A 24259-nucleotide genomic window follows, 5' to 3' on the forward strand; every position below is an offset into this window, starting at 1 on the left:
GAAAGCGGGAATTGTACATGATGGGGCATCGCTATCCCCAGAAATAAAAAAGGCCGGATTCACCGGCCTTTTGAGACTAACGTGCGATTACTTTTCCTGAAGACCGAGTTTTTTCTCCAGATAGTGGATGTTGGTTCCACCGTGCTGGAAGTGCTCGTCATTCATGATGCGGGTCTGCAGATCGATATTGGTTTTGATACCATCGATAATCAGTTCCTGCAGGGCATTTTTCATACGGGCAATCGCCACGTCGCGGTTTTCACCGTAGCAGATGAGCTTGCCGATCATGGAATCATAGTACGGCGGCACCGTGTAGCCCGCGTAGATATGAGATTCCCAGCGAACGCCAAAGCCGCCAGGCGCATGGAAGCGCGTGATTTTGCCTGGGCTTGGCAGGAAGGTGTTCGGATCTTCGGCATTGATACGGCATTCTACCGCATGGCCTCGAACGACAACTTCGTCCTGTGTGATCGACAGCGGCTGACCTGCCGCGATGCGCAACTGCTCTTTGATCAAATCGACGCCGGTAATCATTTCAGTCACCGGGTGTTCAACCTGAATACGGGTGTTCATTTCGATGAAATAGAACTCGCCGTTTTCGAACAGGAATTCGAACGTCCCTGCGCCGCGATAGCCGATGTCTACGCACGCTTTCGCGCAGCGTTCGCCGATATAGCGACGCAGTTCCGGCGTAATGCCTGGCGCCGGGGCCTCTTCAACCACTTTCTGGTGGCGACGCTGCATGGAACAGTCGCGTTCCGCCAGATAGATAGCGTTGCCCTGGCCGTCCGCCAGCACCTGAATTTCGATGTGGCGTGGATTTTCCAGGTATTTTTCCATGTATACCATGTCGTTGCTGAAAGCCGCTTTCGCTTCCGCTTTGGTCATGGAGATGGACTGCGCCAGTTCAGCATCGCTACGAACCACGCGCATACCGCGGCCGCCGCCGCCGCCGGACGCTTTGATGATCACCGGATAGCCAATACGTTTGGCATGAGCGCGGTTCGCATTCATATCGTCGCCCAGCGGGCCGTCAGATCCTGGTACGGTCGGCACGCCCGCTTTTTTCATCGCGGTAATCGCGGACACTTTATCGCCCATCAGGCGGATGGTGTCCGCTTTCGGGCCGATAAAGATAAAGCCGGAGCGTTCAACCTGCTCGGCAAAATTGGCGTTCTCAGAAAGGAAGCCGTAACCCGGGTGGATTGCCACCGCGCCGGTGATTTCAGCGGCGCTAATGATAGCCGGGATGTTCAGATAACTTTTTACGGACGGTGCCGGGCCAATACAGACCGTCTCATCCGCCAGCAATACGTGTTTTAAATCGCGATCCGCGCTTGAGTGCACAGCGACGGTCTTGATGCCGAGTTCTTTACAGGCTCGAAGAATACGTAGTGCGATCTCGCCGCGGTTGGCGATGACAATTTTATCCAACATGTTCGCCTCGTTACTCGATGACGACCAGTGGCTCGTCAAATTCTACCGGTTGACCACTTTCGACCAGAATCGCTTTCACAGTACCTGCTTTGTCAGCTTCGATCTGGTTCATCATTTTCATGGCTTCAACGATGCACAGGGTATCGCCCACGTTCACTTTCTGGCCCACTTCGATGAACGCTTTCGCGTCCGGGCTTGGGGTGCGGTAGAAAGTACCAACCATTGGGGAGCGTACGATGTGACCACTGATTTCCGCTGCGGCAGGCGCTTCCATTGCTGGAGTAGCCGCTGGCGCGACAGCGTTAGACAGAGCGGGTTGCTGCATCATCGGCGCCGCATAAGCCTGCTGCATCACCGGAAAACCGGCGTTTGCCGTTGTGCGGCTGATGCGAACAGATTCTTCGCCTTCAGAAATTTCCAGTTCGGAGATACCTGATTCTTCAACCAGCTCGATCAGTTTTTTAATCTTACGAATATCCATGAGTGGGTTCCGTACTCTTTGTTTAGTGTGATTGTGACAGGCGTTTTAGCGCCGTCTGTAAAGCATATGAATGACTGCCGCGGGTAAAATACCGCGCATCTTTGATTTGCCTGTTATGCCGTAGCACCCGAAGGTGAAATTCATGATTTGCCAGTCATTGTGTGGCTATCTTCTGCCATTTTCGGGCAAAAAACAAAATATACCTTCATTGCTCGATTGTCACCCTTTCTGCGAACGAAAATCGCCGTTGGGCAATGTAAAGTCGCACATTATAACTATTTCGTCGCAATTGGCAGCTAAATACTGGTCTTATCAGGGAAGATAATCAACCCGAAACATAAAAAGGACATTACCTGTTTTGCGTTTTGCAATCGACCGCACAGTTCACCAAACTAGCGCCACCACTGGCGAAACTTCCGGTAACGCAACGCTAAAAGGGCTAACGCTAATGCCGCGTAGATGACCGGTTGCGGTGATAAAATCTTTACCGACCACAGGTAATGTATGGGAGCCAGGATCGCGACAAGATAGACGACGTTATGCAGTGTTTGCCAGCGTTTGCCCAATTTACGCTGCGCAAATTGCGTTGAGGTCAACGTCAGCGCCAATAACACCAGCCAGCTAATGATCCCAAGCGTCAAATAAGGGCGTGAAATCAACTCGCTTCCTAACAACGCCAGGTTATGTATCCCGAGTTCCAGTAAGGCATAGCTGGTTAAATGCAGCGTAGCCCAAACGAAACACCATAATCCTAACAGGCGGCGTGTGCGTATCAATAATGGCTGTTTAGCGTAGCGCGCCAGCGGTGAAACCAGCAAGGTGGCGAGCAAAAATTTGAGCGCGGTTCTGCCGGTAAAGTGTTGGATATCCTTTACCGGGTCTGCGCTGAGTCCACCGTGATTTATCGCCCAAAAGAGCCACAGAAGCGGCAAAAAACCGGCAAGATGCAGACAAACTTTTAGCCAGGTTATCTGTTTTACTGTCAGACGCACTTAAAAATTCTCCCGCAAATTGAGACCGCGATACAGCGAAGCGACTTCATTGGCGTAGCCGTTAAACAGCAGCGTCGGCTGCCTTTGCACATCAAGGATACCGCCTGAACCAATAAAGCGTTCGGTAGCCTGAGACCAGCGTGGATGATCCACATGCGGGTTCACATTGGCGTAAAAACCATATTCGTTGGGAGCCGACAAATTCCAGGTGGTTGGCGGACGTTCGCGGGTGAGTTTAATGCTGACAATAGATTTAATACCTTTAAAACCATACTTCCATGGAACGATGAGTCGAATAGGCGCGCCGTTTTGCGGGGGTAACGCCTTACCATAGACGCCAACGGTCATCAGAGTCAGCGGATGCATGGCTTCGTCCAGACGTAGCCCTTCGACATAAGGGTATTTCAGTCCGCCGCCAATAAAGCGATCTTTCTGTCCTGGCATATCATCCGGCGCGTATAGCGTTTCGAATGCCACATATTTAGCGTGGCTGGTGGGCTGTGCCTGCGCGAGTAGCTTATATAAAGGGAAACCAATCCACGGCACGACCATGGACCACGCTTCGACGCAGCGCATTCGATAGATACGCTCTTCTAATGGGAAACGATGTGTTAAATCGTCATAATCCAGCGTAAATGGCTTCGCGACTTCCCCGCTGATTTTCAACGTCCACGGTTCGGTTTTCAGACTTCCGGCATTGGCCGCCGGGTCGGCTTTATCAAGGCCAAACTCATAGAAATTGTTGTAGCCCGTCACCTTATCTTCCGGCGTTAACGCTAAATCGCTTCGCCAGGCGGCAGGCTGACTAAACTCAAGTGGTTTACCGGCAGGCGCTTTCGGACGATCGTTGCCTTTAAACCAACTGAAGAGATCGGCCTGCGCCGTTGAGGGTAAGGATAAGGCGGCCGCGCTGATGCCTAATGCTTTTAGCACCTGTCGGCGCTGCATAAAAAAAGCCGATTCCGCAGTCACATCGGCTTCTGTTAATGGACGTATCTTTTTCATCACAGACTCCCGGTCTACCCACCACAACATGGCGTGTAGTGAATATGACAGGGAGTGTGTCAATGTGTAAAAATAAATAGTTAATTAAGTGTAAATTTTTTTATACGTGACGTTATTTTATCTTCACCAGCGTACGGCCCTGAACCTGATTATTGATGATGGCATCGGCGAACTTCGGCGCATCCGCCAGCGTAATCTCTGTGGCGGCCTGAGCATAGAACGATTCCGGCAGATCCTTAACCAAACGCGCCCAGGCTTCTGCGCGACGTGCCGGTGGGGTCATCACCGAGTCCACCCCTTGCAAACGCACATTACGCAGAATGAATGGCATAACGGTGGTCGGCAGCGCGAAGCCGCCCGCCAGGCCGCAGGCGGCCACGCAACCGCCATAGTTCATCTGTGCCAGCACTTTCGCCAGCACTTTATCGCCAACGGTATCAATTGCACCGGCCCACAGCTGTTTTTCCAACGGGCGAGATTCAGCAAACTCATCGCGGCTGAGAATACGGTTAGCTCCCAGGCTCTTAAGATAGCCGTGGGTGCTTTCACGTCCTGATACTGCTGCAACCTGATAGCCCAGCTTATGCAGTAATGCAACGGCAGTGCTGCCCACGCCGCCGCTGGCGCCGGTGACGACAACCTCACCGTCTTGCGGGCGAATACCTGCATCTTCAAGCGCCATGACGCACAGCATGGCGGTAAAACCGGCGGTGCCGATGATCATGGCGTTACGGCTGCTCAGTCCCGCAGGCAGCGCGACCAGCCAGTCGCCTTTAACGCGTGCGCGTTCGGCCAGGCCGCCCCAGTGGTTTTCGCCCACGCCCCAGCCAGTCAGTAGTACTTCCTGGCCTGCATGAAAGCGAGGATCTTCGCTTGCGTGAACGGTGCCGGCGAAATCAATACCAGGAATCATCGGAAAATGACGGATAATTTTCCCTTTTCCGGTGATAGCCAGAGCATCTTTATAATTCAGGCTGGACCAGTGGACATCCACCGTCACATCACCTGCCGGCAGTTGACTCTCTTCGAGATGTTGCACGGATGCGAGGGTTTTACCGTCCTGCTGTTCTAAGATCAACGCCTGCATAACCTGTCCTCACTTTACATGGTAGATTGGAAAAATAGCTACGAAGACTATACTCGCTAATTAAAACGTGATGCCGATGCAACGCAATAAATTGCCAGATAGATCCATTTTGGTAGTATGCCTGCTTCATTGCGCGCCGTGGCGAATTCCGCCTTCAGATTCGCTTTTTCATACTGTTTATAACCGTCGGAGTTAACTCAAGGATGCGATTAACGACGAAATTCTCAGCTTTTATCACGCTGCTCACGGGGTTAACGATCTTCGTGACTCTGATAGGTTGCTCGCTAAGCTTTTATAACGCCGTACAGTATAAGTATGTCAGCCGTGTGCAGGCGACGGCGACAGCCATTGATACGCACCTGGTGACCCATGATATTGTCTCGCTGACGCCGCAAATCGACGAGCTCATGATCGCTTCCGATATTGTGCGTGTCGATCTGTTGCAGGGGGAGCGCAGCGTCTACAGCCATTCTCGCGCCAGAGGTTATCGGCCAGCCGGCACCAGCGACATGTATCGCGAGCTGGTCGTACCGCTGATAAAACATCCAGGAATGTCGCTACGTCTGGTTTACCAGGACCCGATGGGTAACTATTTTCACTCACTGATCACCACGGCGCCGCTGACGCTGGCGATCGGTTTTATCGTTCTGATTTTGTTTTTATCGGTGCGCTGGCTGCAGCGGCAGCTTTCCGGGCAAGAGCTTCTGGAAATTCGCTCAACGCGCATTCTGAACGGCGAACGCGGGGCGAATGTCCGCGGTTCTGTTTACGAATGGCCAGCGCGCACCAGTAGCGCGCTTGATGTATTGCTTTCCGAAATTCAGTTTGCTCACGAACAGCGTAGCCGCCTGGACACCCTCATTCGCTCCTACGCCGCGCAGGACACCAAAACCGGACTCGGTAACCGTCTGTTCTTTGATAACCAGCTGGCGACGCTGCTGGAAGATCAGGAAAAAGTGGGAGTGCATGGCGTGGTGATGATGATCCGCTTGCCAGACTTCAATCTTCTGCGCGACAGCCTGGGAGGCAATCAGGCGGAAGAGCAGATGTTTATGCTTATCAATTTGCTATCGACATTTATTATGCGTTACCCAGGCTCGCTGCTGGCGCGTTATCACCGCAGCGACTTTGCCGTGCTGCTACCGCATCGAACGCTAAAAGAAGCGGAAAGTATTGCCGGACAACTTTTAAAAGCTGTCGATGCGCTACCGGCTAACAAAATGCTCGATCGTGACGATATGGTACATATTGGCATTTGCGCCTGGCGCAGCGGACAGTCCACCGAGCAGGTGATGGAACATGCTGAAGCCGCGGCGCGGAATGCCGCCCTGCAGGGGGGAAATAGCTGGGCTATCTACGACGACACTCTGCCGGAAAAAGGGCGCGGCAATGTGCGCTGGCGCACATTGATTGAGCAGATGCTGAACCGGGGCGGACCGCGACTTTATCAAAAACCGGCGGTCACGCGAGAAGGTCGCGTACATCATCGGGAATTGATGTGTCGCATCTATGACGGTAAAGAAGAGGTGAGCTCGGCGGAGTATATGCCGATGGTGTTGCAATTTGGTTTATCGGAAGAGTATGACAGATTACAAATTAGCCGCCTGATTACGTTGCTGGGCTACTGGCCGGATGAAAATCTGGCAATGCAGTTGACGGTTGAGTCGCTGATTCGTCCGCGTTTTCAGCGCTGGTTGCGCGATACGTTAATGCAGTGTGAAAAATCACAGCGAAATCGCATAATTATTGAACTTGCGGAGGCAGATGTTTGTCAACACATCAGTCGGTTACAACCCATCCTTCGCTTAGTCAATGCGCTTGGCGTTCGGGTGGCGGTGACACAGGCGGGTTTGACGCTGGTTAGCACGAGCTGGATTAAAGCGCTCAATGTGGAATTACTCAAGCTGCATCCGAGTCTGGTCAGAAACATTGAGAAGCGAACGGAAAACCAGCTTCTGGTTCAAAGTCTGGTAGAGGCCTGCGCGGGTACGCCTACGCAGGTTTACGCGACGGGCGTCCGTTCGCGCGGCGAGTGGCAGACGCTGACAAAACGCGGCGTGGCTGGCGGGCAGGGTGATTTTTTTGCCTCCTCCCAACTACTTGACACAAACGTGAAAAAATATTCGCAAAGATACTCGGTTTAACCTGCCGTTTAATTTGTTTTCACGTAGAATAACGCGCGCTGCGCCTCATGGGGGTGTGCTTGTCTGCTCGCCAGATTGTTGCAGCAAATATGCAGGTGAATGACCTTTGACAGGTTGCAAACGAAGGCGAGGATTGCTGCTGATTTTTTCAGCCCTGAGGGACTCAGGCCGAGATTTGTAACAAAGGAAACGAACTGCACTAATTTTCACCGTAGCAGATGATTTTTGCGCCTTGTCGCTGCTGCGTGTGGTTGGTAAAGTAAGCGGATTTTGTTTTCCGCCCCAGCTTTCAGGATTATCCCTTAGTATGTTGAAAAAATTTCGTGGCATGTTTTCCAATGACCTGTCCATTGACCTGGGTACCGCGAATACCCTCATTTATGTAAAAGGACAAGGCATCGTATTGAATGAGCCTTCCGTTGTGGCCATTCGTCAGGATCGTGCCGGTTCGCCGAAAAGCGTGGCTGCAGTCGGTCATGATGCAAAGCAGATGCTGGGCCGTACGCCGGGCAATATCGCTGCGATCCGTCCGATGAAAGACGGCGTTATCGCTGACTTCTTTGTGACCGAAAAAATGCTCCAGCACTTTATTAAACAAGTGCACAGCAACAGCTTTATGCGCCCAAGCCCGCGCGTACTGGTATGCGTGCCGGTCGGCGCGACGCAGGTAGAACGCCGCGCAATTCGTGAATCCGCTCAGGGCGCAGGCGCCCGTGAAGTCTTTTTGATCGAAGAGCCGATGGCGGCCGCGATCGGCGCAGGTCTGCCAGTTTCTGAAGCAACCGGTTCAATGGTTGTGGATATCGGTGGTGGTACCACTGAAGTTGCCGTTATCTCCCTGAACGGCGTGGTTTACTCTTCTTCTGTCCGTATTGGTGGTGATCGCTTCGACGAAGCCATCATTAATTACGTTCGTCGTAACTACGGTTCTCTGATCGGTGAAGCCACCGCAGAACGTATTAAACACGAAATCGGTTCCGCTTATCCGGGCGACGAAGTCCGCGAGATCGAAGTGCGTGGCCGTAACCTGGCGGAAGGCGTTCCACGCGGCTTTACCCTGAACTCAAACGAGATTCTGGAAGCGTTGCAGGAACCGTTGACCGGTATCGTCAGCGCGGTAATGGTGGCGCTGGAACAGTGTCCGCCGGAGCTGGCGTCAGACATCTCCGAGCGTGGTATGGTGCTCACCGGCGGCGGCGCGCTGCTGCGTAACCTTGACCGTCTGTTAATGGAAGAGACGGGCATTCCTGTCGTGGTTGCTGAAGATCCGCTGACCTGTGTGGCGCGCGGCGGCGGCAAGGCGCTGGAAATGATCGATATGCACGGCGGCGACCTGTTCAGCGAAGAGTAGTTGGATACGGGCAGGATTATCCCTGGATTATCCTGCCTCTCCGACGCGAGAATACGCATAGCCTATGAAGCCAATTTTTAGCCGTGGCCCGTCGCTACAGATTCGCCTTATTCTGGCGGTGCTGGTGGCGCTCGGCGTTATCATTGCCGACAGCCGCCTGGGGACGTTCAGTCAAATCCGAACGTACATGGACACTGCCGTCAGTCCTTTCTATTTTATTTCAAACGGCCCTCGTGAACTGCTCGACAGCGTGTCGCAAACGCTGGCTTCTCGCGACCAGCTTGAGCTGGAAAATCGGGCGCTGCGCCAGGAATTACTGCTAAAAAACAGCGACCTGCTGATGCTGGGGCAGTACAAACAGGAGAACGCGCGGTTGCGCGAGCTGCTGGGGTCGCCGCTGCGTCAGGACGAGCAGAAAATGGTGACGCAGGTTATTTCAACGGTTAACGATCCTTACAGCGATCAGGTCGTTATCGATAAAGGCAGCGTTAATGGCGTATATGAAGGTCAACCGGTCATTAGCGACAAAGGCGTCGTAGGGCAGGTTGTCGCCGTGGCGAAACTGACCAGCCGCGTACTGCTGATTTGCGATGCGACTCATGCGCTGCCGATTCAGGTACTGCGCAATGACATCCGCGTGATTGCCGCCGGTAACGGCTGTACTGACGATCTTCAGCTTGAACATCTGCCCGCCAATACCGATATTCGCGTTGGCGATGTGCTGGTAACGTCCGGACTTGGTGGACGTTTCCCGGAAGGGTATCCGGTGGCGGTGGTCTCCTCCGTCAAGCTGGACACTCAGCGCGCCTATACCGTCATTCAGGCACGTCCAACCGCGGGTTTGCAGCGTTTGCGCTATCTGCTGCTGTTGTGGGGAGCCGATCGTAACGGCGCCAATCCGATGACGCCGGAAGAGGTTCACCGCGTCGCCAATGAGCGCCTGATGCAGATGATGCCGCAGGTGTTGCCTTCTCCGGATGCGATGGGGCCGCCGGCGCCAGTGCCGGACCCGGCGACGGGGATTACTCAGCCATCTGCGGGCCAGACTGCGCCGGTATCAACGCAACCATCGCCTTCGGGCGCGACCACGCCGCCTGCGCGTGCGCCGGGAGGGTAATGGTGGCGAGCTATCGTAGCCAGGGGCGCTGGGTTATCTGGCTCTCGTTTCTTATTGCGCTGTTGCTGCAAATCATGCCCTGGCCGGACGACATCATTGTTTTCCGGCCAAACTGGGTTTTGCTCATCTTACTGTACTGGATTCTGGCCCTGCCGCACCGCGTAAATGTGGGGACGGGATTTGTGATGGGTGCCATACTTGATCTTATCAGCGGTTCCACACTTGGCGTGCGCGCTCTGTCGATGAGTATTGTCGCCTATCTGGTCGCTCTGAAATTCCAGCTCTTCCGTAACCTGGCGCTCTGGCAGCAGGCGCTGGTGGTAATGTTGCTTTCACTGGCCGTGGACATTATTGTTTTCTGGGCCGAGTTTTTAGTGATCAACGTCTCTTTCAGACCGGAAGTGTTCTGGAGTAGTGTAGTCAATGGCGTGCTGTGGCCCTGGCTCTTTTTGCTGATGCGTAAAGTACGCCAGCAGTTTGCTGTGCAATAAAGGTCGATATGACAACTCTGTATCTTGCTTCCGGTTCCCCGCGTCGCCAGGAATTATTGACTCAACTTGGATTTTCATTCGAGCAGGTCGTGCCTGGTATTGAAGAGCAACGGCGTGCTCAGGAAAGCGCGCAGCAGTATGTTGTTCGGCTGGCGCGCGAAAAGGCGCAGGCTGGCGTGGCGCTGGTTCCCCGTGATCTGCCGGTGTTGGGCGCGGATACGATAGTCGTGTTAAACGGCGAGGTGCTGGAAAAGCCGCGCGACGCCGCTCATGCCGCAGAAATGCTGCGTTTGCTTTCCGGAAATACGCATCAGGTGATGACTGCTGTTGCGCTTGCGGACTCGCAGCAGACGCTGGATTGTCTGGTGGTAACGGAGGTGACTTTCCGCACGCTTTCTGCGCAGGATATTACTGGCTATGTCGCCAGCGGCGAGCCTTTAGATAAAGCAGGTGCATACGGTATTCAGGGGCGGGGTGGCTGTTTTGTCAGGAAGATAAATGGCAGCTATCACGCCGTGGTCGGCTTACCGCTGGTTGAAACGTATGAGTTGTTGAGTCATTTTAACGCACTGCGTGATAAAAGGGATAAACATGACGGCTGAATTGTTGGTAAACGTAACGCCATCGGAAACGCGCGTGGCGTACATTGATGGCGGTATTCTTCAGGAAATCCATATTGAGCGCGAAGCGCGACGCGGAATCGTAGGCAATATCTACAAAGGTCGTGTAAGTCGTGTACTTCCAGGTATGCAGGCGGCTTTTGTAGATATTGGGCTGGATAAAGCCGCATTTCTTCACGCTTCCGATATTATGCCGCATACCGAATGCGTGGCGGGCGACGAGCAAAAACAGTTTACGGTGCGCGATATCTCCGAACTGGTGCGTCAGGGACAGGATCTGATGGTGCAGGTAGTGAAAGATCCGCTCGGCACGAAAGGCGCGCGTTTGACCACGGACATCACGTTGCCCTCCCGTTACCTTGTTTTTATGCCCGGCGCGTCACACGTTGGCGTTTCCCAGCGTATCGAAAGCGAAAGTGAACGCGAGCGCCTGAAAAAGGTGGTGGCGGAATACTGCGACGAACAGGGCGGGTTTATTATCCGTACCGCGGCGGAAGGCGTGTGTGAAGAGGATCTCGCGTCTGATGCCGCCTATCTCAAGCGCGTCTGGACGAAAGTCATGGAGCGCAAAAAGCGTCCGCAAACGCGCTACCAGATGTATGGCGAACTGGCGCTGGCGCAGCGCGTGCTGCGCGATTTCGCCGATGCGCAGTTGGACCGAATTCGCGTTGACTCACGTCTGACCTATGAGTCGCTGCTGGAGTTTACCGCAGAATACATCCCGGAAATGACCAGTAAGCTGGAGCATTACAGTGGCCATCAGCCGATCTTCGATCTTTATGACGTGGAAAATGAGATCCAGCGCGCGCTGGAGCGTAAGGTTGAACTCAAGTCCGGCGGTTATCTGATTATCGACCAAACCGAAGCGATGACGACGGTAGATATCAATACCGGTGCGTTTGTTGGACACCGTAATCTCGACGACACCATTTTTAATACCAATATTGAAGCGACTCAGGCCATTGCCCGCCAGCTACGCCTGCGTAATCTGGGCGGCATTATCATTATCGATTTTATCGACATGAATAATGAAGATCATCGCCGCCGGGTGCTGCATTCGCTGGAACAGGCGTTAAGTAAGGATCGCGTGAAAACCAGTATTAACGGTTTTTCGCCGCTGGGACTGGTGGAAATGACCCGTAAACGGACTCGTGAAAGCGTGGAACATGTGCTTTGTAACGAGTGTCCAACCTGTCATGGCCGCGGGACGGTAAAAACGGTGGAAACCGTCTGCTATGAGATCATGCGTGAAATTGTACGTGTTCATCACGCTTATGACTCCGATCGCTTCCTGGTTTATGCTTCTCCTGCGGTGGCGGAAGCGCTGAAAGGCGAAGAATCACACGCGCTGGCGGAAGTCGAAATCTTTGTCGGCAAACAGGTTAAAGTTCAGGTCGAACCGCTTTATAACCAGGAGCAGTTTGACGTCGTAATGATGTAAAAGACCGCGACCCGTACGAGCATTTGCAGGCCGGATAAGGCGTTCACGCCGCCGTCCGGCAAAGCAAGGTTGTGAGTCGTATTTTTTGGCAGACAAGGAGAGACGCGTGAGGCGATTGCCGGGGATTTTATTGCTCACTGGAGCCGCGCTCATCGTCATTGCAGCGCTGCTGGTTAGCGGGCTGCGCCTGGCGTTGCCTCATCTTGACGCCTGGCGTCCAGCTATCCTGAATAAGATTGAGTCTGTGACCGGCGTGCCGGTGGCCGCCAGCCAACTCTCCGCAAGCTGGCAAAATTTTGGCCCTACGCTGGAAGCGCATAATATTCATGCCGCCCTGAAAGATGGCGGCGAACTGTCGATAAAACGCGTTACGCTGGCGCTGGACGTCTGGCAAAGCCTGTTGCATATGCGCTGGCAGTTTCGCGACCTGACCTTCTGGCAACTCAATTTCCGCACCAACACGCCTCTTCAAAGCAGCGACGGCGAAGGCATCGAAACCAGCCGTTTAAGCGATCTTTTCCTGCGGCAGTTCGATCATTTCGATCTGCGCGATAGCCAAATCAGTTTTCTGACGCTTTCCGGACAACGCGCGGAGCTGGCGATCCCACAGCTTACCTGGCTAAACGGCAAAGAGCGACACCGCGCCGAAGGCGAGGTCAGCCTCTCCAGCCTGACCGGGCAGCACGGCGTGATGCAGGTGCGGATGGATTTACGCGATGACGACGGTTTGCTGAATAACGGCAGAGTCTGGTTACAGGCCGACGATATTGACGTCAAGCCGTGGCTGGGCAAATGGATGCAGGATAATGTGGCGCTCCAGACGGCGCGTTTCAGTCTGGAAGGCTGGATGACGCTCAGTAAAGGCGAAATCGCCGGAGGAGACGTCTGGCTGAAACAGGGCGGCGCAAGCTGGCTGGGCGATAACACGACGCACACGCTGTCTGTCGATAACCTGACGGCGCAGATTAGCCGTGAGCAGCCGGGCTGGCAGTTTTATATTCCGGACACACGGATTACGCTTGATGGTAAATCCTGGCCGAGCGGAGCCTTAACAGTGGCCTGGCTCCCGCAGCAGGACGTCGGCGGCGAGAATCACACACGTAGCGATGAGCTACGCATTCGCGCCAGTAACCTTGAACTGGCGGGGCTGGAAGCATTACGTCCGCTGGCGGCTAAACTGTCGCCTGTGCTGGGCGAAATATGGCAGGCTACGCAGCCGAGCGGAAAGATCGCCACACTGGCGCTGGATATTCCGCTACAGGCGACCGAAAAAACGCGTTTTCAGGCATCGTGGGAAAATCTTGCCTGGAAACAGTGGAAGCTGTTGCCCGGCGCGGAACATTTTTCCGGTACGCTGGCGGGAAGCGTAGAAGACGGGCAGATGAAGGTTGCGATGCAGCAGGCTAAAATGCCCTATGAAACCGTTTTTCGCGCGCCGCTGGAAATTGAAAACGGCGTCGCGACGCTTAGCTGGTTGAAGAATGAGAACGGCTTTCAGCTTGATGGCCGCGACATTGACGTCAAAGCAAAGGCGGTACATGCGCGCGGCGGGTTCCGCTATCTGCAACCGACGGGCGACGAACCGTGGCTGGGCATTCTGGCCGGCATCAGTACCGACGATGGATCTCAGGCGTGGCGCTATTTTCCGGAAAACCTGATGGGCAAAGCGCTGGTCGATTACCTTAGCGGCGCGATTCAGGGCGGCGAGGCGGATAACGCCACGTTGGTTTACGGTGGTAACCCGCACCTCTTTCCCTATAAGCATAACGAAGGTCAGTTTGAAGTGCTGGTGCCGCTGCGCAATGCGACGTTTGCTTTTCAACCCGACTGGCCGGCGCTAAAAAATCTCAACATTGAACTGGATTTCCTGAACGACGGCCTGTGGATGCGTTCGGATAGCGTCGATTTGGGCGGGGTGAAGGCCAGCAAACTCGCGGCGGCGATTCCGGATTATTCCAAAGAGAAACTGCTCATTGATGCCGATATTAACGGGCCGGGAAAAGCCGTTGGGCCTTATTTCGACGAGACGCCGCTAAAAGACTCGCTTGGCTCGACGCTGGCGGAGCTCCAATTAGATGGCGATGTGAATGCTCGCTTACATCTTGATATTCCGCTGGATGGCGAACAGGTTACCGCCGAGGGCGATGTCTCGTTGCGTAATAACAGTCTGTTTATTAAGCCGCTAAACAGCACGCTCAAAAATCTGAACGGTAAATTCAGCTTTGTGAATGGCGCGCTAAAAAGCGGGCCGCTGACGGCAAACTGGTTTAATCAGCCGCTTAACCTGGATTTCAGTACGACGGAAGGGGCAAAAGCCTATCAGGTCGCCGTCAACCTGAACGGTAACTGGCAGCCAACGCGTATGGGCGTCTTACCGCCGCAACTGAATGACGCCCTGAGCGGCAGCGTGACGTGGAATGGTAAAGTCGGCATCGATCTTCCGTATCACGCTGACACCACTTATCACATCGAGCTGAACGGCGATCTGAGAAATGTGAGCAGTCACTTACCTTCTCCGCTAAATAAACCCGCAGGCGAAGCCATTCCGGTGAACATTCAGGCTGACGGCAACCTGAAAAGTTTTGCGCTAACGGGGAGCGCAGGGAGTAAAAATCACTTTAACAGCCGCTGGTTATTAAATCAGAAGCTGACGTTGGATCGGGCTATCTGGACGACGGACAGCCGGACGATTCCGCCATTACCTGCTCAACAAGGCGTTGAGCTCAATCTGCCGGCGCTGGATGGCGCGCAGTGGCTGGCGTTATTCCAGAAAGGCGCGGCGGATAACGTGAGCAGTTCGGCCGAGTTTCCTCAACGCATCACGTTGCGTACTCCCGCGCTATCGCTGGGCGGCCAGCAGTGGAACAATTTGAGCGTCGTTTCAGCACCCTCGCTGAACGGAACAAAAATTGAAGCGCAGGGCCGTGAGGTGAACGCCACGCTGCTCATGCGCAACCATGCGCCGTGGCTGGCGAACATTAAGTACCTGTACTACAACCCTGGCGTCGCAAAAACGCACGCCTCGTCACCAACGCCGACATCGCCGTTGGCTTCGGCGAACACGATTAGCTTCCGCGGCTGGCCGGACTTACAGCTTCGCTGCGAAGAGTGCTGGCTATGGGGGCAAAAATATGGGCGTATTGATGGCGATTTCGCCATCAAAGGCAATACGCTGACTCTGGCGAATGGCCTGATCGATACCGGATTCGCCCGTTTGAAAGCGAGCGGCGAGTGGGTGAATGCGCCGGGTAATGAACGAACCTCGCTGAAAGGTAGTCTGCATGGTAGTAACCTCGACACGGCTGCCGGGTTCTTCGGCATCTCGACGCCAATCCAGAACGCGTCTTTTAACGTAGATTACGATCTGCACTGGCGAAACCCGCCCTGGCAACCTGAGGAAGCCACGCTCAACGGGATTTTACGTACGCGTCTGGGCAAAGGCGAGTTTACTGATCTCAGTAGCGGTCATGCCGGACAGCTACTGCGGCTGCTCAGTTTTGACGCGTTGCTGCGTAAGCTGCGGTTTGACTTCAGAGATACCTTTAGCGAGGGCTTCTATTTCGACTCTATTCATAGTACCGCGTGGATTAAAGATGGCGTCCTGCATACTGACGATACGCTGGTGGATGGGCTGGAAGCGGATATTGCAATGAAAGGTTCTGTTGATCTGGTGCGTCGTCGTCTTGATATGGAGGCCGTTGTCGCGCCGGAAATTTCCGCCACCGTAGGCGTCGCCGCCGCGTTTGCCGTTAACCCGATTGTCGGCGCGGCGGTATTTGCCGCCAGTAAAGTGTTGGGGCCGCTATGGAGCAAGGTCTCCATTCTGCGTTATCGCATTACCGGTCCGGTCGATGCGCCGCAGATCAACGAAGTTCTGCGCCAACCGAGAAAAGAAAGCCAGCAATGATTTGACGGGGGCGAGGAATTGCCCCACTCTCAGTAAATAGTCATGCCGGACGGCGCTGCGTTTATCCGGTTTGTACAATCTAACAACGTAGTCCGGATAAGGCGTGAACCGCCATCCGGCAGAAATCAATGAGTAGCAAAAACGATGAGTCTGAACCTGGTAAGTGAACAATTGCTAGCGGCGAATGGCCTGAACCATCAGGATCTGTTCGCTATTTTGGGCCAACTGGCCGAACGCCGTCTTGATTATGGCGATCTCTATTTTCAGTCGAGCTATCACGAATCCTGGGTTTTAGAAGACCGCATCATTAAAGATGGCTCATATAATATCGACCAGGGCGTTGGCGTTCGCGCCATTAGCGGCGAAAAAACCGGTTTTGCTTATGCTGACCAGATAAGCCTCCTCGCGCTGGAGCAGAGTGCGCAGGCAGCGCGAACCATTGTACGCGATAACGGCGAAGGTAAGGTAAAAACGCTCGCCGCCGTAGCGCATCAGCCGCTCTACACCACCCTTGATCCGCTGCAAAGTATGAGCCGCGAAGAGAAGCTGGATATCCTCAGACGCGTTGACAAAGTGGCGCGAGAAGCCGATAAACGCGTGCAGGAAGTTAACGCCAGCCTGACCGGCGTATATGAATTAATCCTCGTGGCGGCGACCGACGGGACGCTGGCGGCGGATGTCCGTCCACTGGTGCGGTTGTCCGTTAGCGTGCAGGTGGAAGAAGGCGGTAAACGCGAGCGCGGCGCCAGCGGCGGCGGCGGTCGCTTTGGTTATGAGTATTTTCTTGCCGATCTCGACGGCGAGGTTCGCGCCGACGCGTGGGCGAAAGAAGCGGTACGCATGGCGCTGGTTAATCTCTCTGCGGTCGCTGCGCCAGCGGGGACGTTACCGGTGGTTCTGGGCGCCGGGTGGCCGGGCGTATTGCTGCACGAGGCGGTCGGTCACGGGCTGGAAGGTGATTTTAACCGTCGTGGGACGTCTGTGTTTAGCGGTCAGATCGGCGAGCAGGTTGCCTCCGCGCTTTGCACCGTAGTGGACGACGGCACAATGATGAACCGTCGCGGCTCCGTTGCTATCGATGATGAAGGTACGCCAGGCCAGTACAACGTATTGATTGAAAATGGCGTGCTGAAAGGATACATGCAGGACAAGCTGAACGCGCGCCTGATGGGCGCTGCGCCGACCGGTAACGGGCGTCGCGAATCTTATGCGCATCTGCCGATGCCGCGTATGACGAATACCTATATGTTGGCGGGGCAGTCAACGCCGCAGGAAATTATCGAATCCGTTGAGTACGGCATCTATGCGCCTAACTTTGGCGGCGGTCAGGTGGATATCACCTCCGGCAAGTTTGTGTTCTCTACCTCGGAAGCGTATCTGATTGAAAACGGCAAAGTCACGACGCCGGTGAAGGGCGCGACGTTGATTGGATCAGGCATTGAAACGATGCAACAGATCTCCATGGTCGGCAACGACCTTAAGCTGGATAACGGGGTGGGGGTCTGCGGTAAAGAGGGTCAAAGTCTGCCGGTAGGCGTAGGCCAGCCGACGCTGAAAGTCGATAACCTGACGGTTGGCGGCACCGCATAACTGTCCGCCTTATCAGGCCTGTGGTGTGTGCCGCCCAGGCCTGATAAGCGCAGCGCCATCAGGCAATGTCAGCCTCGGGTGGCATCTGGCTACAATCGTCTTCAGCAATTACCCGGTGTTTTTATTTTTCTTTCCCTCGCCCGTGCATCCCCTGAAACAGGTGTGCGACATCGACAAAATAGTCAGTTAACGCGTTAATCACTACCTGCACTTTAAGCGGCAGCTTATCTTTTTCGGTGTACAGCGCGTACACCGGACGAGGATCGGACTGATAGCGAGGCAGCAGAATCTCCAGATCGCCACGATTAATCTCATCGATCACCCACATCAGCGGCACATAGGCGATTCCGGTTCCGGCGGTCAGCCAGCGTACCAGCGTCATCGGATCGTTAGTGACGAACCGCCCCTGTGGAATCAGTCGGGTAGAAATTCCTTCCGGCGCGATAAGTTCAAACTCATTATCCGGGCGCACGCTATATTCCAGCCAGGAATGGCTACTGAGATCGGCGGGTTTTTCCGGGACGCCGTACTGAGCGAGGTAGGGCTTGGCGGCGCACACAACCATCGGCATCGCGCCGAGTCGACGGGAAAACAGGCTGGAGTCTTGCAGCGCGCCCACGCGGATCACCACGTCCAGCCCGTCGGCAATTAAATCCGGGGCCGGAATTCCTGTCACCAGATTGACCGCCAGACCGGGATACTCTTTTAATAATTTTGCGGTAAGCCCGGCCAGCACATTTTGCGCCATGGTTGAAGAACAGCCGATACGCAATGTACCGATAGGCGTGTTATTAAAAGCGTAAAGCTGCTCGTGAACATCCTGCACTTCATGCAGCATACGACGACAGCCCTGATAATAGATTTTTCCAGCTTCGGTGAGCCCAATGCTGCGTGTGCTGCGGTTGAGCAATTTAACCTGAAGCTCATCTTCCAGTTTCGCCACAGTCTGGCTGATGGACGATACGCTCATTTGCAGCTGTCTGGCTGCGGCGGTAAAAGAGCCAAACTCGACAACTTTGGCGAATACCGACATTCGTTTTAATCGTTCCATTATTCACTCTGGCTTAAAAGTGATTTAGATCACATAATATAGATAACAGCATAACAATTACGTTAATATACTATTATTCGAATAAGAGCTATGTCGCTCTCGCCTGGCGTCTCTTGCCCTTCTCTGCGGCGATGTAGCTTAACAATCTATCGCCTGCTCTCTCTCAGAAATCAAGGTCAACATGAGTCTGTTTCCCGTTATCGTGGTGTTTGGTCTTTCCTTCCCACCGATATTTTTCGAATTGCTTTTGTCACTGGCTATTTTTTGGCTGGTGCGTCGGATGCTTGTGCCGACGGGTATCTATGATTTTGTCTGGCATCCGGCTCTGTTCAATACCGCGCTGTATTGTTGTCTGTTTTATTTAATATCGCGCCTGTTCGTTTGAGGTTGAAGTGAAAACACTAACAAGAAAACTCTCCCGTACGGCCATTACCCTCGTACTGGTTATTCTGGCCTTTATCGCCATTTTCCGCGCCTGGGTGTATTACACCGAATCTCCCTGGACGCGCGACGCGCGTTTTAGCGCCGATGTCGTCGCTATTGCCCCGGATGTCGCGGGCCTGATTACCCATGTAAACGTGCATGATAACCAACTGGTGAAAAAGGATCAGGTCCTGTTTACCATCGATCAGCCACGCTATCAAAAAGCACTGGCGGAAGCGGAAGCTGATGTAGCCTATTATCAGGTCCTGGCGCAGGAAAAACGCCAGGAAGCCAGTCGCCGTAATCGCCTCGGCGTACAGGCGATGTCCCGGGAAGAGATCGATCAGGCGAACAACGTCTTGCAGACTGTACTGCATCAACTGGCTAAAGCCCAGGCGACGCGCGACCTGGCTAAACTCGATCTGGAGCGCACCGTCATTCGCGCGCCTGCCGACGGCTGGGTGACTAACCTCAATGTTTATGCCGGTGAATTTATTACCCGCGGTTCCACAGCCGTCGCCCTGGTGAAAAAGAACTCTTTTTACGTGCAGGCCTATATGGAAGAGACCAAGCTGGAAGGCGTGCGTCCGGGATATCGTGCCGAAATCACGCCGCTTGGCAGCAACCGGGTATTAAAAGGTACCGTCGATAGCGTGGCGGCAGGGGTAACGAATGCCAGCAGTACCAGCGATGCGAAAGGGATGGCGACGATAGACTCTAACCTCGAATGGGTGCGTCTGGCCCAGCGTGTCCCGGTGCGTATCCGGCTCGACGAGCAGCAGGGGAATTTGTGGCCTGCCGGTACGACGGCAACCGTCGTGATCACCGGTAAGCAGGATCGTGACGCAAGCCAGGACTCCTTCTTCCGTAAACTGGCGCACCGGCTGCGCGAATTCGGTTAATCGTCATGGGCATTTTCTCCATTGCCAACCAGCACATTCGTTTTGCGGTAAAGCTGGCGTGCGCCATTGTGCTGGCATTATTTATCGGCTTCCATTTTCAACTGGAGACGCCGCGTTGGGCGGTGCTGACCGCCGCGATCGTGGCGGCAGGCCCGGCATTTGCCGCCGGCGGGGAACCCTATTCCGGCGCTATCCGTTATCGCGGAATGTTGCGTATTATCGGGACGTTTATTGGCTGTATCGCCGCGCTTATCATTATTATCTCTATGATCCGCGCGCCGCTATTGATGATTCTGGTGTGCTGTGTCTGGGCCGGTTTTTGTACCTGGATCTCCTCTTTAGTAAGGATCGAAAACTCTTATGCGTGGGGACTGTCAGGTTATACTGCGCTGATCATTGTGATTACCATTCAGACGGAGCCGCTGCTCACGCCGCAATTTGCGCTTGAGCGCTGTAGCGAAATCGTCATCGGCATTGGCTGCGCTATTTTAGCGGATCTGCTTTTCTCGCCGCGATCGATAAAGCAGGAGGTTGATCGCGAACTGGACAGTTTACTGGTAGCGCAATATCAGCTAATGCAACTTTGTATTAAGCATGGCGACAGCGAAGAAGTCGACAACGCCTGGGGCGATCTGGTGCGACGCACGGCGGCGCTGGAGGGGATGCGAAGTAATCTGAATATGGAATCTTCGCGCTGGGTACGCGCTAACCGCCGCCTGAAAGCGTTGAATACGCTTTCGCTCACGCTGATTACGCAATCCTGTGAAACTTATCTTATTCAAAACACGCGGCCGGAACTGATTACCGATACATTCCGGGAACTGTTCGAGACGCCGGTTGAAACGGTACAGGACGTCCACAGGCAGTTAAAACGGATGCGGCGTGTCATTGTCTGGACCGGTGAGCGCGAAACGCCCGTCACGCTTTATAGCTGGGTAGGCGCTGCGACGCGCTATCTGCTGCTTAAACGCGGCGTGATCAGCAACACCAAAATCAGCGCGACGGAAGAAGAGATCCTGCAAGGCGAACCCGTGGTTAAAGTGGAATCCGCTGAACGTCACCATGCGATGGTGAACTTCTGGCGCACCACGCTTTCCTGCATACTGGGGACATTATTCTGGCTATGGACCGGCTGGACATCGGGTAATGGCGCGATGGTGATGATTGCCGTGGTGACCTCGCTGGCGATGCGTTTACCCAATCCGCGCATGGTCTGCATTGATTTTATTTATGGCACTCTGGCGGCGTTGCCGCTGGGATTGCTCTATTTCCTGGTGATTATTCCCAATACGCAGCAAAGTATGCTGTTGTTATGTTTGAGCCTGGCGGTGTTGGGGTTCTTTATCGGCATTGAGGTCCAGAAACGGCGTCTGGGGTCGATGGGGGCGCTGGCCAGTACGATTAACATTATTGTGTTGGATAATCCGATGACGTTCCATTTCAGCCAGTTCCTCGACAGCGCGTTGGGGCAAATTGTCGGCTGTATGCTGGCGTTTATCGTCATCCTGCTGGTGCGTGATAAATCCAAAGATCGAACCGGTCGCGTGCTGCTTAATCAGTTTGTTTCCGCTGCGGTCTCGGCAATGACGACCAACGTGGTACGTCGTAAAGAAAACCGTCTGCCTGCGTTATATCAGCAACTCTTTTTGCTGATGAATAAATTCCCTGGCGATTTGCCGAAGTTTCGCCTGGCGCTAACGATGATCATTGCTCATCAACGTCTGCGCGACGCGCCGATACCGGTTAATGAAGACCTGTCAGTGTTCCATCGTCAGCTTCGTCGTACTGCAGACCATGTTATTTCCGCCGGAAGCGATGATAAACGGCGACGCTACTTTGGTCAGTTGCTGGATGAGCTGGATATCTATCAGGAGAAATTACGTATCTGGGAGGCGCCGCCGCAGGTGACGGAACCGGTTAAACGCCTGACGGGCATGTTACATAAATACCAGAACGCGCTTACCGATAGCTAACCCACAAGAACCGATGCCAAAAGCGTCGGTTTTTTTATGACTATACTTATTTGAGATACAAAAACAGCGCAAGAGTGCTCCGGGGCTAAAAGCGTTTCTGGAAGTGAAACCTCTGCATAATGATGCTTAGTAGTAAAACAGACAATTGTCTGTCGGGGATGGTGGCTGGCTATGAATGTCTATACTTTTGATTTTAATGATATTAAAAACCAAAGCGATTTTTATCGCGAGTTTACGCAGACGTTTGGTCTTGCCAGTGAGAAAGTAAGCGATCTTGATACATTATGGGATGCGGTAATGAGCGATATCTTACCTCTACCGCTAGAGATTGAGTTCGTTCACCTGCCTGATAAACTGCGCAGGCGCTACGGGGCGCTGATTTTACTCTTTGATGAAGCGGAAGAAGAGCTGGAGGGGCGGCTACGGTTTAATGTCCGGCATTGAAAAAGCATAAAAAAGCCCCCGACAGGCGGGGGCAAGTCGTCGGGTTAGACGACGAGGGTTTACTTATACAACTCGGCGGTGGCGTGCCAGTTATCACCTTCTTTTAATTCGATGATGCGATAGCTATTAGCGCCTGCTTTTTCGGCTTTAGCGACGATCTCCTGGCGCATATCCATTGGCGTACTGCCAATCTGCGAGACGGAAATGGTGCCCATCGGTTGCAGATTCTGCGCCTGTTCCGCGTTGACCTGGTGTACTGCGGCATTTGCGCCGAAAGAGAGCAGAGTGGCCAGGCCGAGTGATGCGATAATGTATTTCGTTTTCATGGTCTTTTATTCCTTTATAGGGTCAACCTCGCGGATTAATGGGCTTTTCTTATGCGATATCTCCGCGAAGTAATGACACGTTATATGCGATGGCAGGTGAATTTTATTTGTACAGTTCGGCAGTGGCATGCCAGTTGCTGCCGCTACGCGCTTCGGTAATGTGGTAGGCCGTAGCGCCTTGTTCATCCGCTTTTTTGCTCAGCATGGCATTCATATCCATAGGCGATGAGCCGATAGCGCTGACTGAAACCGATCCGATTGCTTCACGATTTTGCGCTTGCTCTGCGCTGATAGGTTCTGCGGCGAAAGCGCCAAAAGAGAGAACGGACAGAACACTTAATGTTGCAACAGTGGTTTTGATTTTCATGATTTTTACCTCGTCGAATTCCTTTACTGGGGTCTTTGTTTCGTGACCCTCATCACAAAATTAAGTATACACTAATCACGCGATTAATTAATACCACGCTAATTGTTTCTGTTTTTTAAAGATATTAAAAATTTTATTTTTTATAACGTTATGGAATTAAAATTGCTGTTTTTCGCCGCTGTTGTTTGAAAAATAAAATAAAATCAATAGGTTAAAAAATTTGACATTTTGTGCGTTTTTTTGATTTGTCATTCATGTGGTGAATGTTTAAGGGCATGATTTGCCAAATGATAGCTGTACAGGAAAGCGGCGAGGGGAGAGGACAAAAAGGTGCCTCCGCCGTACGACGACGGAGGAAGTGGGACTAAAGCTCTTGTTCAAAAAGTTCCAGAATGGCTTCGTACAGATCTCTTACGGAAAAGCCGCTGGCAGGCGTAGTGAAGATAGTATCGTCGCCGGCAATCGTGCCGAGAATACCTTCTGCTTTCCCCAGTGAATCCAGCAGGCGCGCGATGAGTTGTGCCGCGCCGGGGCTGGTATGAATCACCACGACAGCGTCGTTATAGTCGATATCCAGCACCAGATTTTTCAACGGACTGGATGTTGTTGGGACGCCCAGTTCAGCCGGAAGACAGTACACCATTTCCATTTTTGCGTTACGTGTACGCACTGCGCCGAACTTAGTCAACATGCGCGAGACCTTGGACTGATTGATATTTTCAAAGCCCTGATCCTGCAACGCGAGGACGATTTCGCCCTGTGAGCTGAATTTTTCTTCTTTGAGGAGCGCTTTAAACGCTCTTACTAGTTCTTCTTGTTTAGCCGAGCTTCGCATAAGTCACCCGTAATATGGCAGTAGAAACAACATTATTGTGCATACAGATGAATTTTTATGCAAACAGTCTGCCTTGTTTAAGGCTGAAATAATGTTATGAAAGAGCGGAATTTTATCAAATTTCGTTATCAAGAAACATGCCTGTGTCACGCCTCGCAAATAAGATTAAAAGTAAATTAATTGTTATCAAAATGATGTTGTTTTGAGAGGATAGTAGGGTATATTGTCACCACCTGTAGGAACGTTGCTCTCTGGTTGCAGTCGATCCGGATTAC

At 53.3% G+C, this 24259-nt stretch carries 21 protein-coding genes; 12 read left to right on the forward strand and 9 right to left on the reverse strand.

The window, feature by feature from the left end:
• Positions 1-87: 87 nt before the first annotated feature.
• The 5 genes from accC to K8W53_RS02445 form a co-directional block, all read right to left on the reverse strand.
• Entirely contained in the window at positions 88-1437 is a 1350-nt protein-coding gene (gene accC, locus K8W53_RS02425; RefSeq protein ID WP_000884627.1) for an acetyl-CoA carboxylase biotin carboxylase subunit, read from the reverse strand.
• A 10-nt stretch (positions 1438-1447) separates the two neighbouring features.
• Positions 1448-1918, reverse strand: a complete 471-nt coding sequence (gene accB, locus K8W53_RS02430; protein ID WP_000354626.1) for an acetyl-CoA carboxylase biotin carboxyl carrier protein — start codon at positions 1916-1918, stop codon at positions 1448-1450.
• 392 nt (positions 1919-2310) lie between these two features.
• A complete protein-coding gene (gene msrQ, locus K8W53_RS02435; RefSeq protein WP_001241496.1) occupies positions 2311-2910 on the reverse strand; it encodes a protein-methionine-sulfoxide reductase heme-binding subunit MsrQ in 600 nt (199 codons plus the stop codon).
• Entirely contained in the window at positions 2911-3915 is a 1005-nt protein-coding gene (gene msrP / locus K8W53_RS02440) for a protein-methionine-sulfoxide reductase catalytic subunit MsrP (protein WP_000723876.1), read from the reverse strand. It abuts the gene before it with no gap.
• A gap of 112 nt (positions 3916-4027) precedes the next feature.
• Positions 4028-5002 carry an MDR family oxidoreductase gene (locus K8W53_RS02445; protein WP_001148246.1) on the reverse strand — a complete coding sequence of 325 codons (975 nt, stop codon included), beginning with the start codon at positions 5000-5002 and terminating at the stop codon, positions 4028-4030.
• 203 nt (positions 5003-5205) lie between these two features.
• Between K8W53_RS02445 and csrD the strand changes: the two genes are divergently transcribed.
• The 8 genes from csrD (at position 5206) to tldD (ending at position 17663) form a co-directional block, all read left to right on the forward strand.
• Positions 5206-7146 (forward strand): RNase E specificity factor CsrD, encoded by a 1941-nt coding sequence (gene csrD / locus K8W53_RS02450; protein WP_001241381.1) that lies wholly within the window; start codon positions 5206-5208, stop codon positions 7144-7146.
• 307 nt (positions 7147-7453) lie between these two features.
• Entirely contained in the window at positions 7454-8497 is a 1044-nt protein-coding gene (gene mreB, locus K8W53_RS02455) for a rod shape-determining protein MreB (protein ID WP_000913396.1), read from the forward strand.
• A 64-nt stretch (positions 8498-8561) separates the two neighbouring features.
• The gene (gene mreC, locus K8W53_RS02460; RefSeq protein ID WP_000802538.1) at positions 8562-9614 is read left to right on the forward strand and encodes a rod shape-determining protein MreC; all 1053 of its coding nucleotides are present in this window, start codon (positions 8562-8564) and stop codon (positions 9612-9614) included.
• A gap of 2 nt (positions 9615-9616) precedes the next feature.
• Positions 9617-10105: a rod shape-determining protein MreD gene (gene mreD, locus K8W53_RS02465; RefSeq protein WP_000179403.1), complete on the forward strand. Its 489-nt coding sequence runs from the start codon at positions 9617-9619 to the stop codon at positions 10103-10105.
• 8 nt (positions 10106-10113) lie between these two features.
• The gene (locus K8W53_RS02470; RefSeq protein WP_000210306.1) at positions 10114-10707 is read left to right on the forward strand and encodes a Maf family protein; all 594 of its coding nucleotides are present in this window, start codon (positions 10114-10116) and stop codon (positions 10705-10707) included.
• Positions 10697-12166, forward strand: coding sequence for a ribonuclease G (rng, locus tag K8W53_RS02475; protein ID WP_000123188.1), 1470 nt, complete (start codon positions 10697-10699; stop codon positions 12164-12166). Before K8W53_RS02470 ends, rng begins: the two co-directional genes overlap by 11 nt.
• A 106-nt stretch (positions 12167-12272) precedes the next feature.
• On the forward strand, positions 12273-16073 hold the full coding sequence (gene yhdP / locus K8W53_RS02480) for an AsmA2 domain-containing protein YhdP (protein ID WP_024147965.1): 3801 nt from the start codon (positions 12273-12275) through the stop codon (positions 16071-16073).
• 144 nt (positions 16074-16217) lie between these two features.
• Entirely contained in the window at positions 16218-17663 is a 1446-nt protein-coding gene (gene tldD, locus K8W53_RS02485; RefSeq protein ID WP_023224484.1) for a metalloprotease TldD, read from the forward strand.
• Positions 17664-17784: 121 nt separating this feature from the next.
• On the opposite strand, the gene aaeR is transcribed toward tldD, so the two are convergent.
• On the reverse strand, positions 17785-18714 hold the full coding sequence (gene aaeR, locus K8W53_RS02490) for an HTH-type transcriptional activator AaeR (RefSeq protein WP_000440300.1): 930 nt from the start codon (positions 18712-18714) through the stop codon (positions 17785-17787).
• A 181-nt stretch (positions 18715-18895) separates the two neighbouring features.
• Here aaeR and aaeX point away from each other — a divergent pair, with 181 nt between their 5' ends.
• The 4 genes from aaeX (at position 18896) to K8W53_RS02510 (ending at position 22456) form a co-directional block, all read left to right on the forward strand.
• Positions 18896-19099, forward strand: coding sequence for a p-hydroxybenzoic acid efflux pump operon protein AaeX (aaeX, locus tag K8W53_RS02495; protein WP_000051840.1), 204 nt, complete (start codon positions 18896-18898; stop codon positions 19097-19099).
• A gap of 7 nt (positions 19100-19106) precedes the next feature.
• Positions 19107-20039 (forward strand): p-hydroxybenzoic acid efflux pump subunit AaeA, encoded by a 933-nt coding sequence (aaeA, locus tag K8W53_RS02500; protein ID WP_000855138.1) that lies wholly within the window; start codon positions 19107-19109, stop codon positions 20037-20039.
• Between the two features lie 5 nt (positions 20040-20044).
• Positions 20045-22012: a p-hydroxybenzoic acid efflux pump subunit AaeB gene (gene aaeB / locus K8W53_RS02505; RefSeq protein WP_000510913.1), complete on the forward strand. Its 1968-nt coding sequence runs from the start codon at positions 20045-20047 to the stop codon at positions 22010-22012.
• A 171-nt stretch (positions 22013-22183) separates the two neighbouring features.
• The gene (locus K8W53_RS02510) at positions 22184-22456 is read left to right on the forward strand and encodes a hypothetical protein (RefSeq protein WP_001103887.1); all 273 of its coding nucleotides are present in this window, start codon (positions 22184-22186) and stop codon (positions 22454-22456) included.
• A gap of 59 nt (positions 22457-22515) precedes the next feature.
• On the opposite strand, the gene yhcN-B is transcribed toward K8W53_RS02510, so the two are convergent.
• From yhcN-B to argR, 3 genes are all read right to left on the reverse strand, one after another.
• Positions 22516-22782, reverse strand: coding sequence for a DUF1471 family stress response protein YhcN-B (yhcN-B, locus tag K8W53_RS02515; protein ID WP_000853277.1), 267 nt, complete (start codon positions 22780-22782; stop codon positions 22516-22518).
• A 103-nt stretch (positions 22783-22885) separates the two neighbouring features.
• The gene (gene yhcN, locus K8W53_RS02520; protein ID WP_000695695.1) at positions 22886-23149 is read right to left on the reverse strand and encodes a peroxide/acid stress response protein YhcN; all 264 of its coding nucleotides are present in this window, start codon (positions 23147-23149) and stop codon (positions 22886-22888) included.
• Between the two features lie 364 nt (positions 23150-23513).
• Positions 23514-23984, reverse strand: coding sequence for a transcriptional regulator ArgR (gene argR / locus K8W53_RS02525; protein ID WP_001257852.1), 471 nt, complete (start codon positions 23982-23984; stop codon positions 23514-23516).
• Positions 23985-24259 lie beyond the last annotated feature (275 nt).

Origin of the sequence: Salmonella sp. A29-2 (assembly GCF_020150755.1) — a bacterium.
Taxonomy (GTDB): domain Bacteria; phylum Pseudomonadota; class Gammaproteobacteria; order Enterobacterales; family Enterobacteriaceae; genus Salmonella; species Salmonella enterica.

Bases quoted from the DNA above. Each gene is read 5' to 3' on its own strand.
- yhcN (WP_000695695.1), bottom strand. From the start codon at position 23,149: ATGAAAATCAAAACCACTGTTGCAACATTAAGTGTTCTGTCCGTTCTC.
- accC (WP_000884627.1), bottom strand. From the start codon at position 1,437: ATGTTGGATAAAATTGTCATCGCCAACCGCGGCGAGATCGCACTACGT.
- K8W53_RS02510 (WP_001103887.1), top strand. From the start codon at position 22,184: ATGAATGTCTATACTTTTGATTTTAATGATATTAAAAACCAAAGCGAT.
- csrD (WP_001241381.1), top strand. From the start codon at position 5,206: ATGCGATTAACGACGAAATTCTCAGCTTTTATCACGCTGCTCACGGGG.
- msrP (WP_000723876.1), bottom strand. From the start codon at position 3,915: ATGAAAAAGATACGTCCATTAACAGAAGCCGATGTGACTGCGGAATCG.
- tldD (WP_023224484.1), top strand. From the start codon at position 16,218: ATGAGTCTGAACCTGGTAAGTGAACAATTGCTAGCGGCGAATGGCCTG.
- aaeX (WP_000051840.1), top strand. From the start codon at position 18,896: ATGAGTCTGTTTCCCGTTATCGTGGTGTTTGGTCTTTCCTTCCCACCG.
- mreC (WP_000802538.1), top strand. From the start codon at position 8,562: ATGAAGCCAATTTTTAGCCGTGGCCCGTCGCTACAGATTCGCCTTATT.
- K8W53_RS02445 (WP_001148246.1), bottom strand. From the start codon at position 5,002: ATGCAGGCGTTGATCTTAGAACAGCAGGACGGTAAAACCCTCGCATCC.
- rng (WP_000123188.1), top strand. From the start codon at position 10,697: ATGACGGCTGAATTGTTGGTAAACGTAACGCCATCGGAAACGCGCGTG.
- aaeB (WP_000510913.1), top strand. From the start codon at position 20,045: ATGGGCATTTTCTCCATTGCCAACCAGCACATTCGTTTTGCGGTAAAG.
- yhcN-B (WP_000853277.1), bottom strand. From the start codon at position 22,782: ATGAAAACGAAATACATTATCGCATCACTCGGCCTGGCCACTCTGCTC.
- accB (WP_000354626.1), bottom strand. From the start codon at position 1,918: ATGGATATTCGTAAGATTAAAAAACTGATCGAGCTGGTTGAAGAATCA.
- K8W53_RS02470 (WP_000210306.1), top strand. From the start codon at position 10,114: ATGACAACTCTGTATCTTGCTTCCGGTTCCCCGCGTCGCCAGGAATTA.
- argR (WP_001257852.1), bottom strand. From the start codon at position 23,984: ATGCGAAGCTCGGCTAAACAAGAAGAACTAGTAAGAGCGTTTAAAGCG.
- aaeR (WP_000440300.1), bottom strand. From the start codon at position 18,714: ATGGAACGATTAAAACGAATGTCGGTATTCGCCAAAGTTGTCGAGTTT.
- mreB (WP_000913396.1), top strand. From the start codon at position 7,454: ATGTTGAAAAAATTTCGTGGCATGTTTTCCAATGACCTGTCCATTGAC.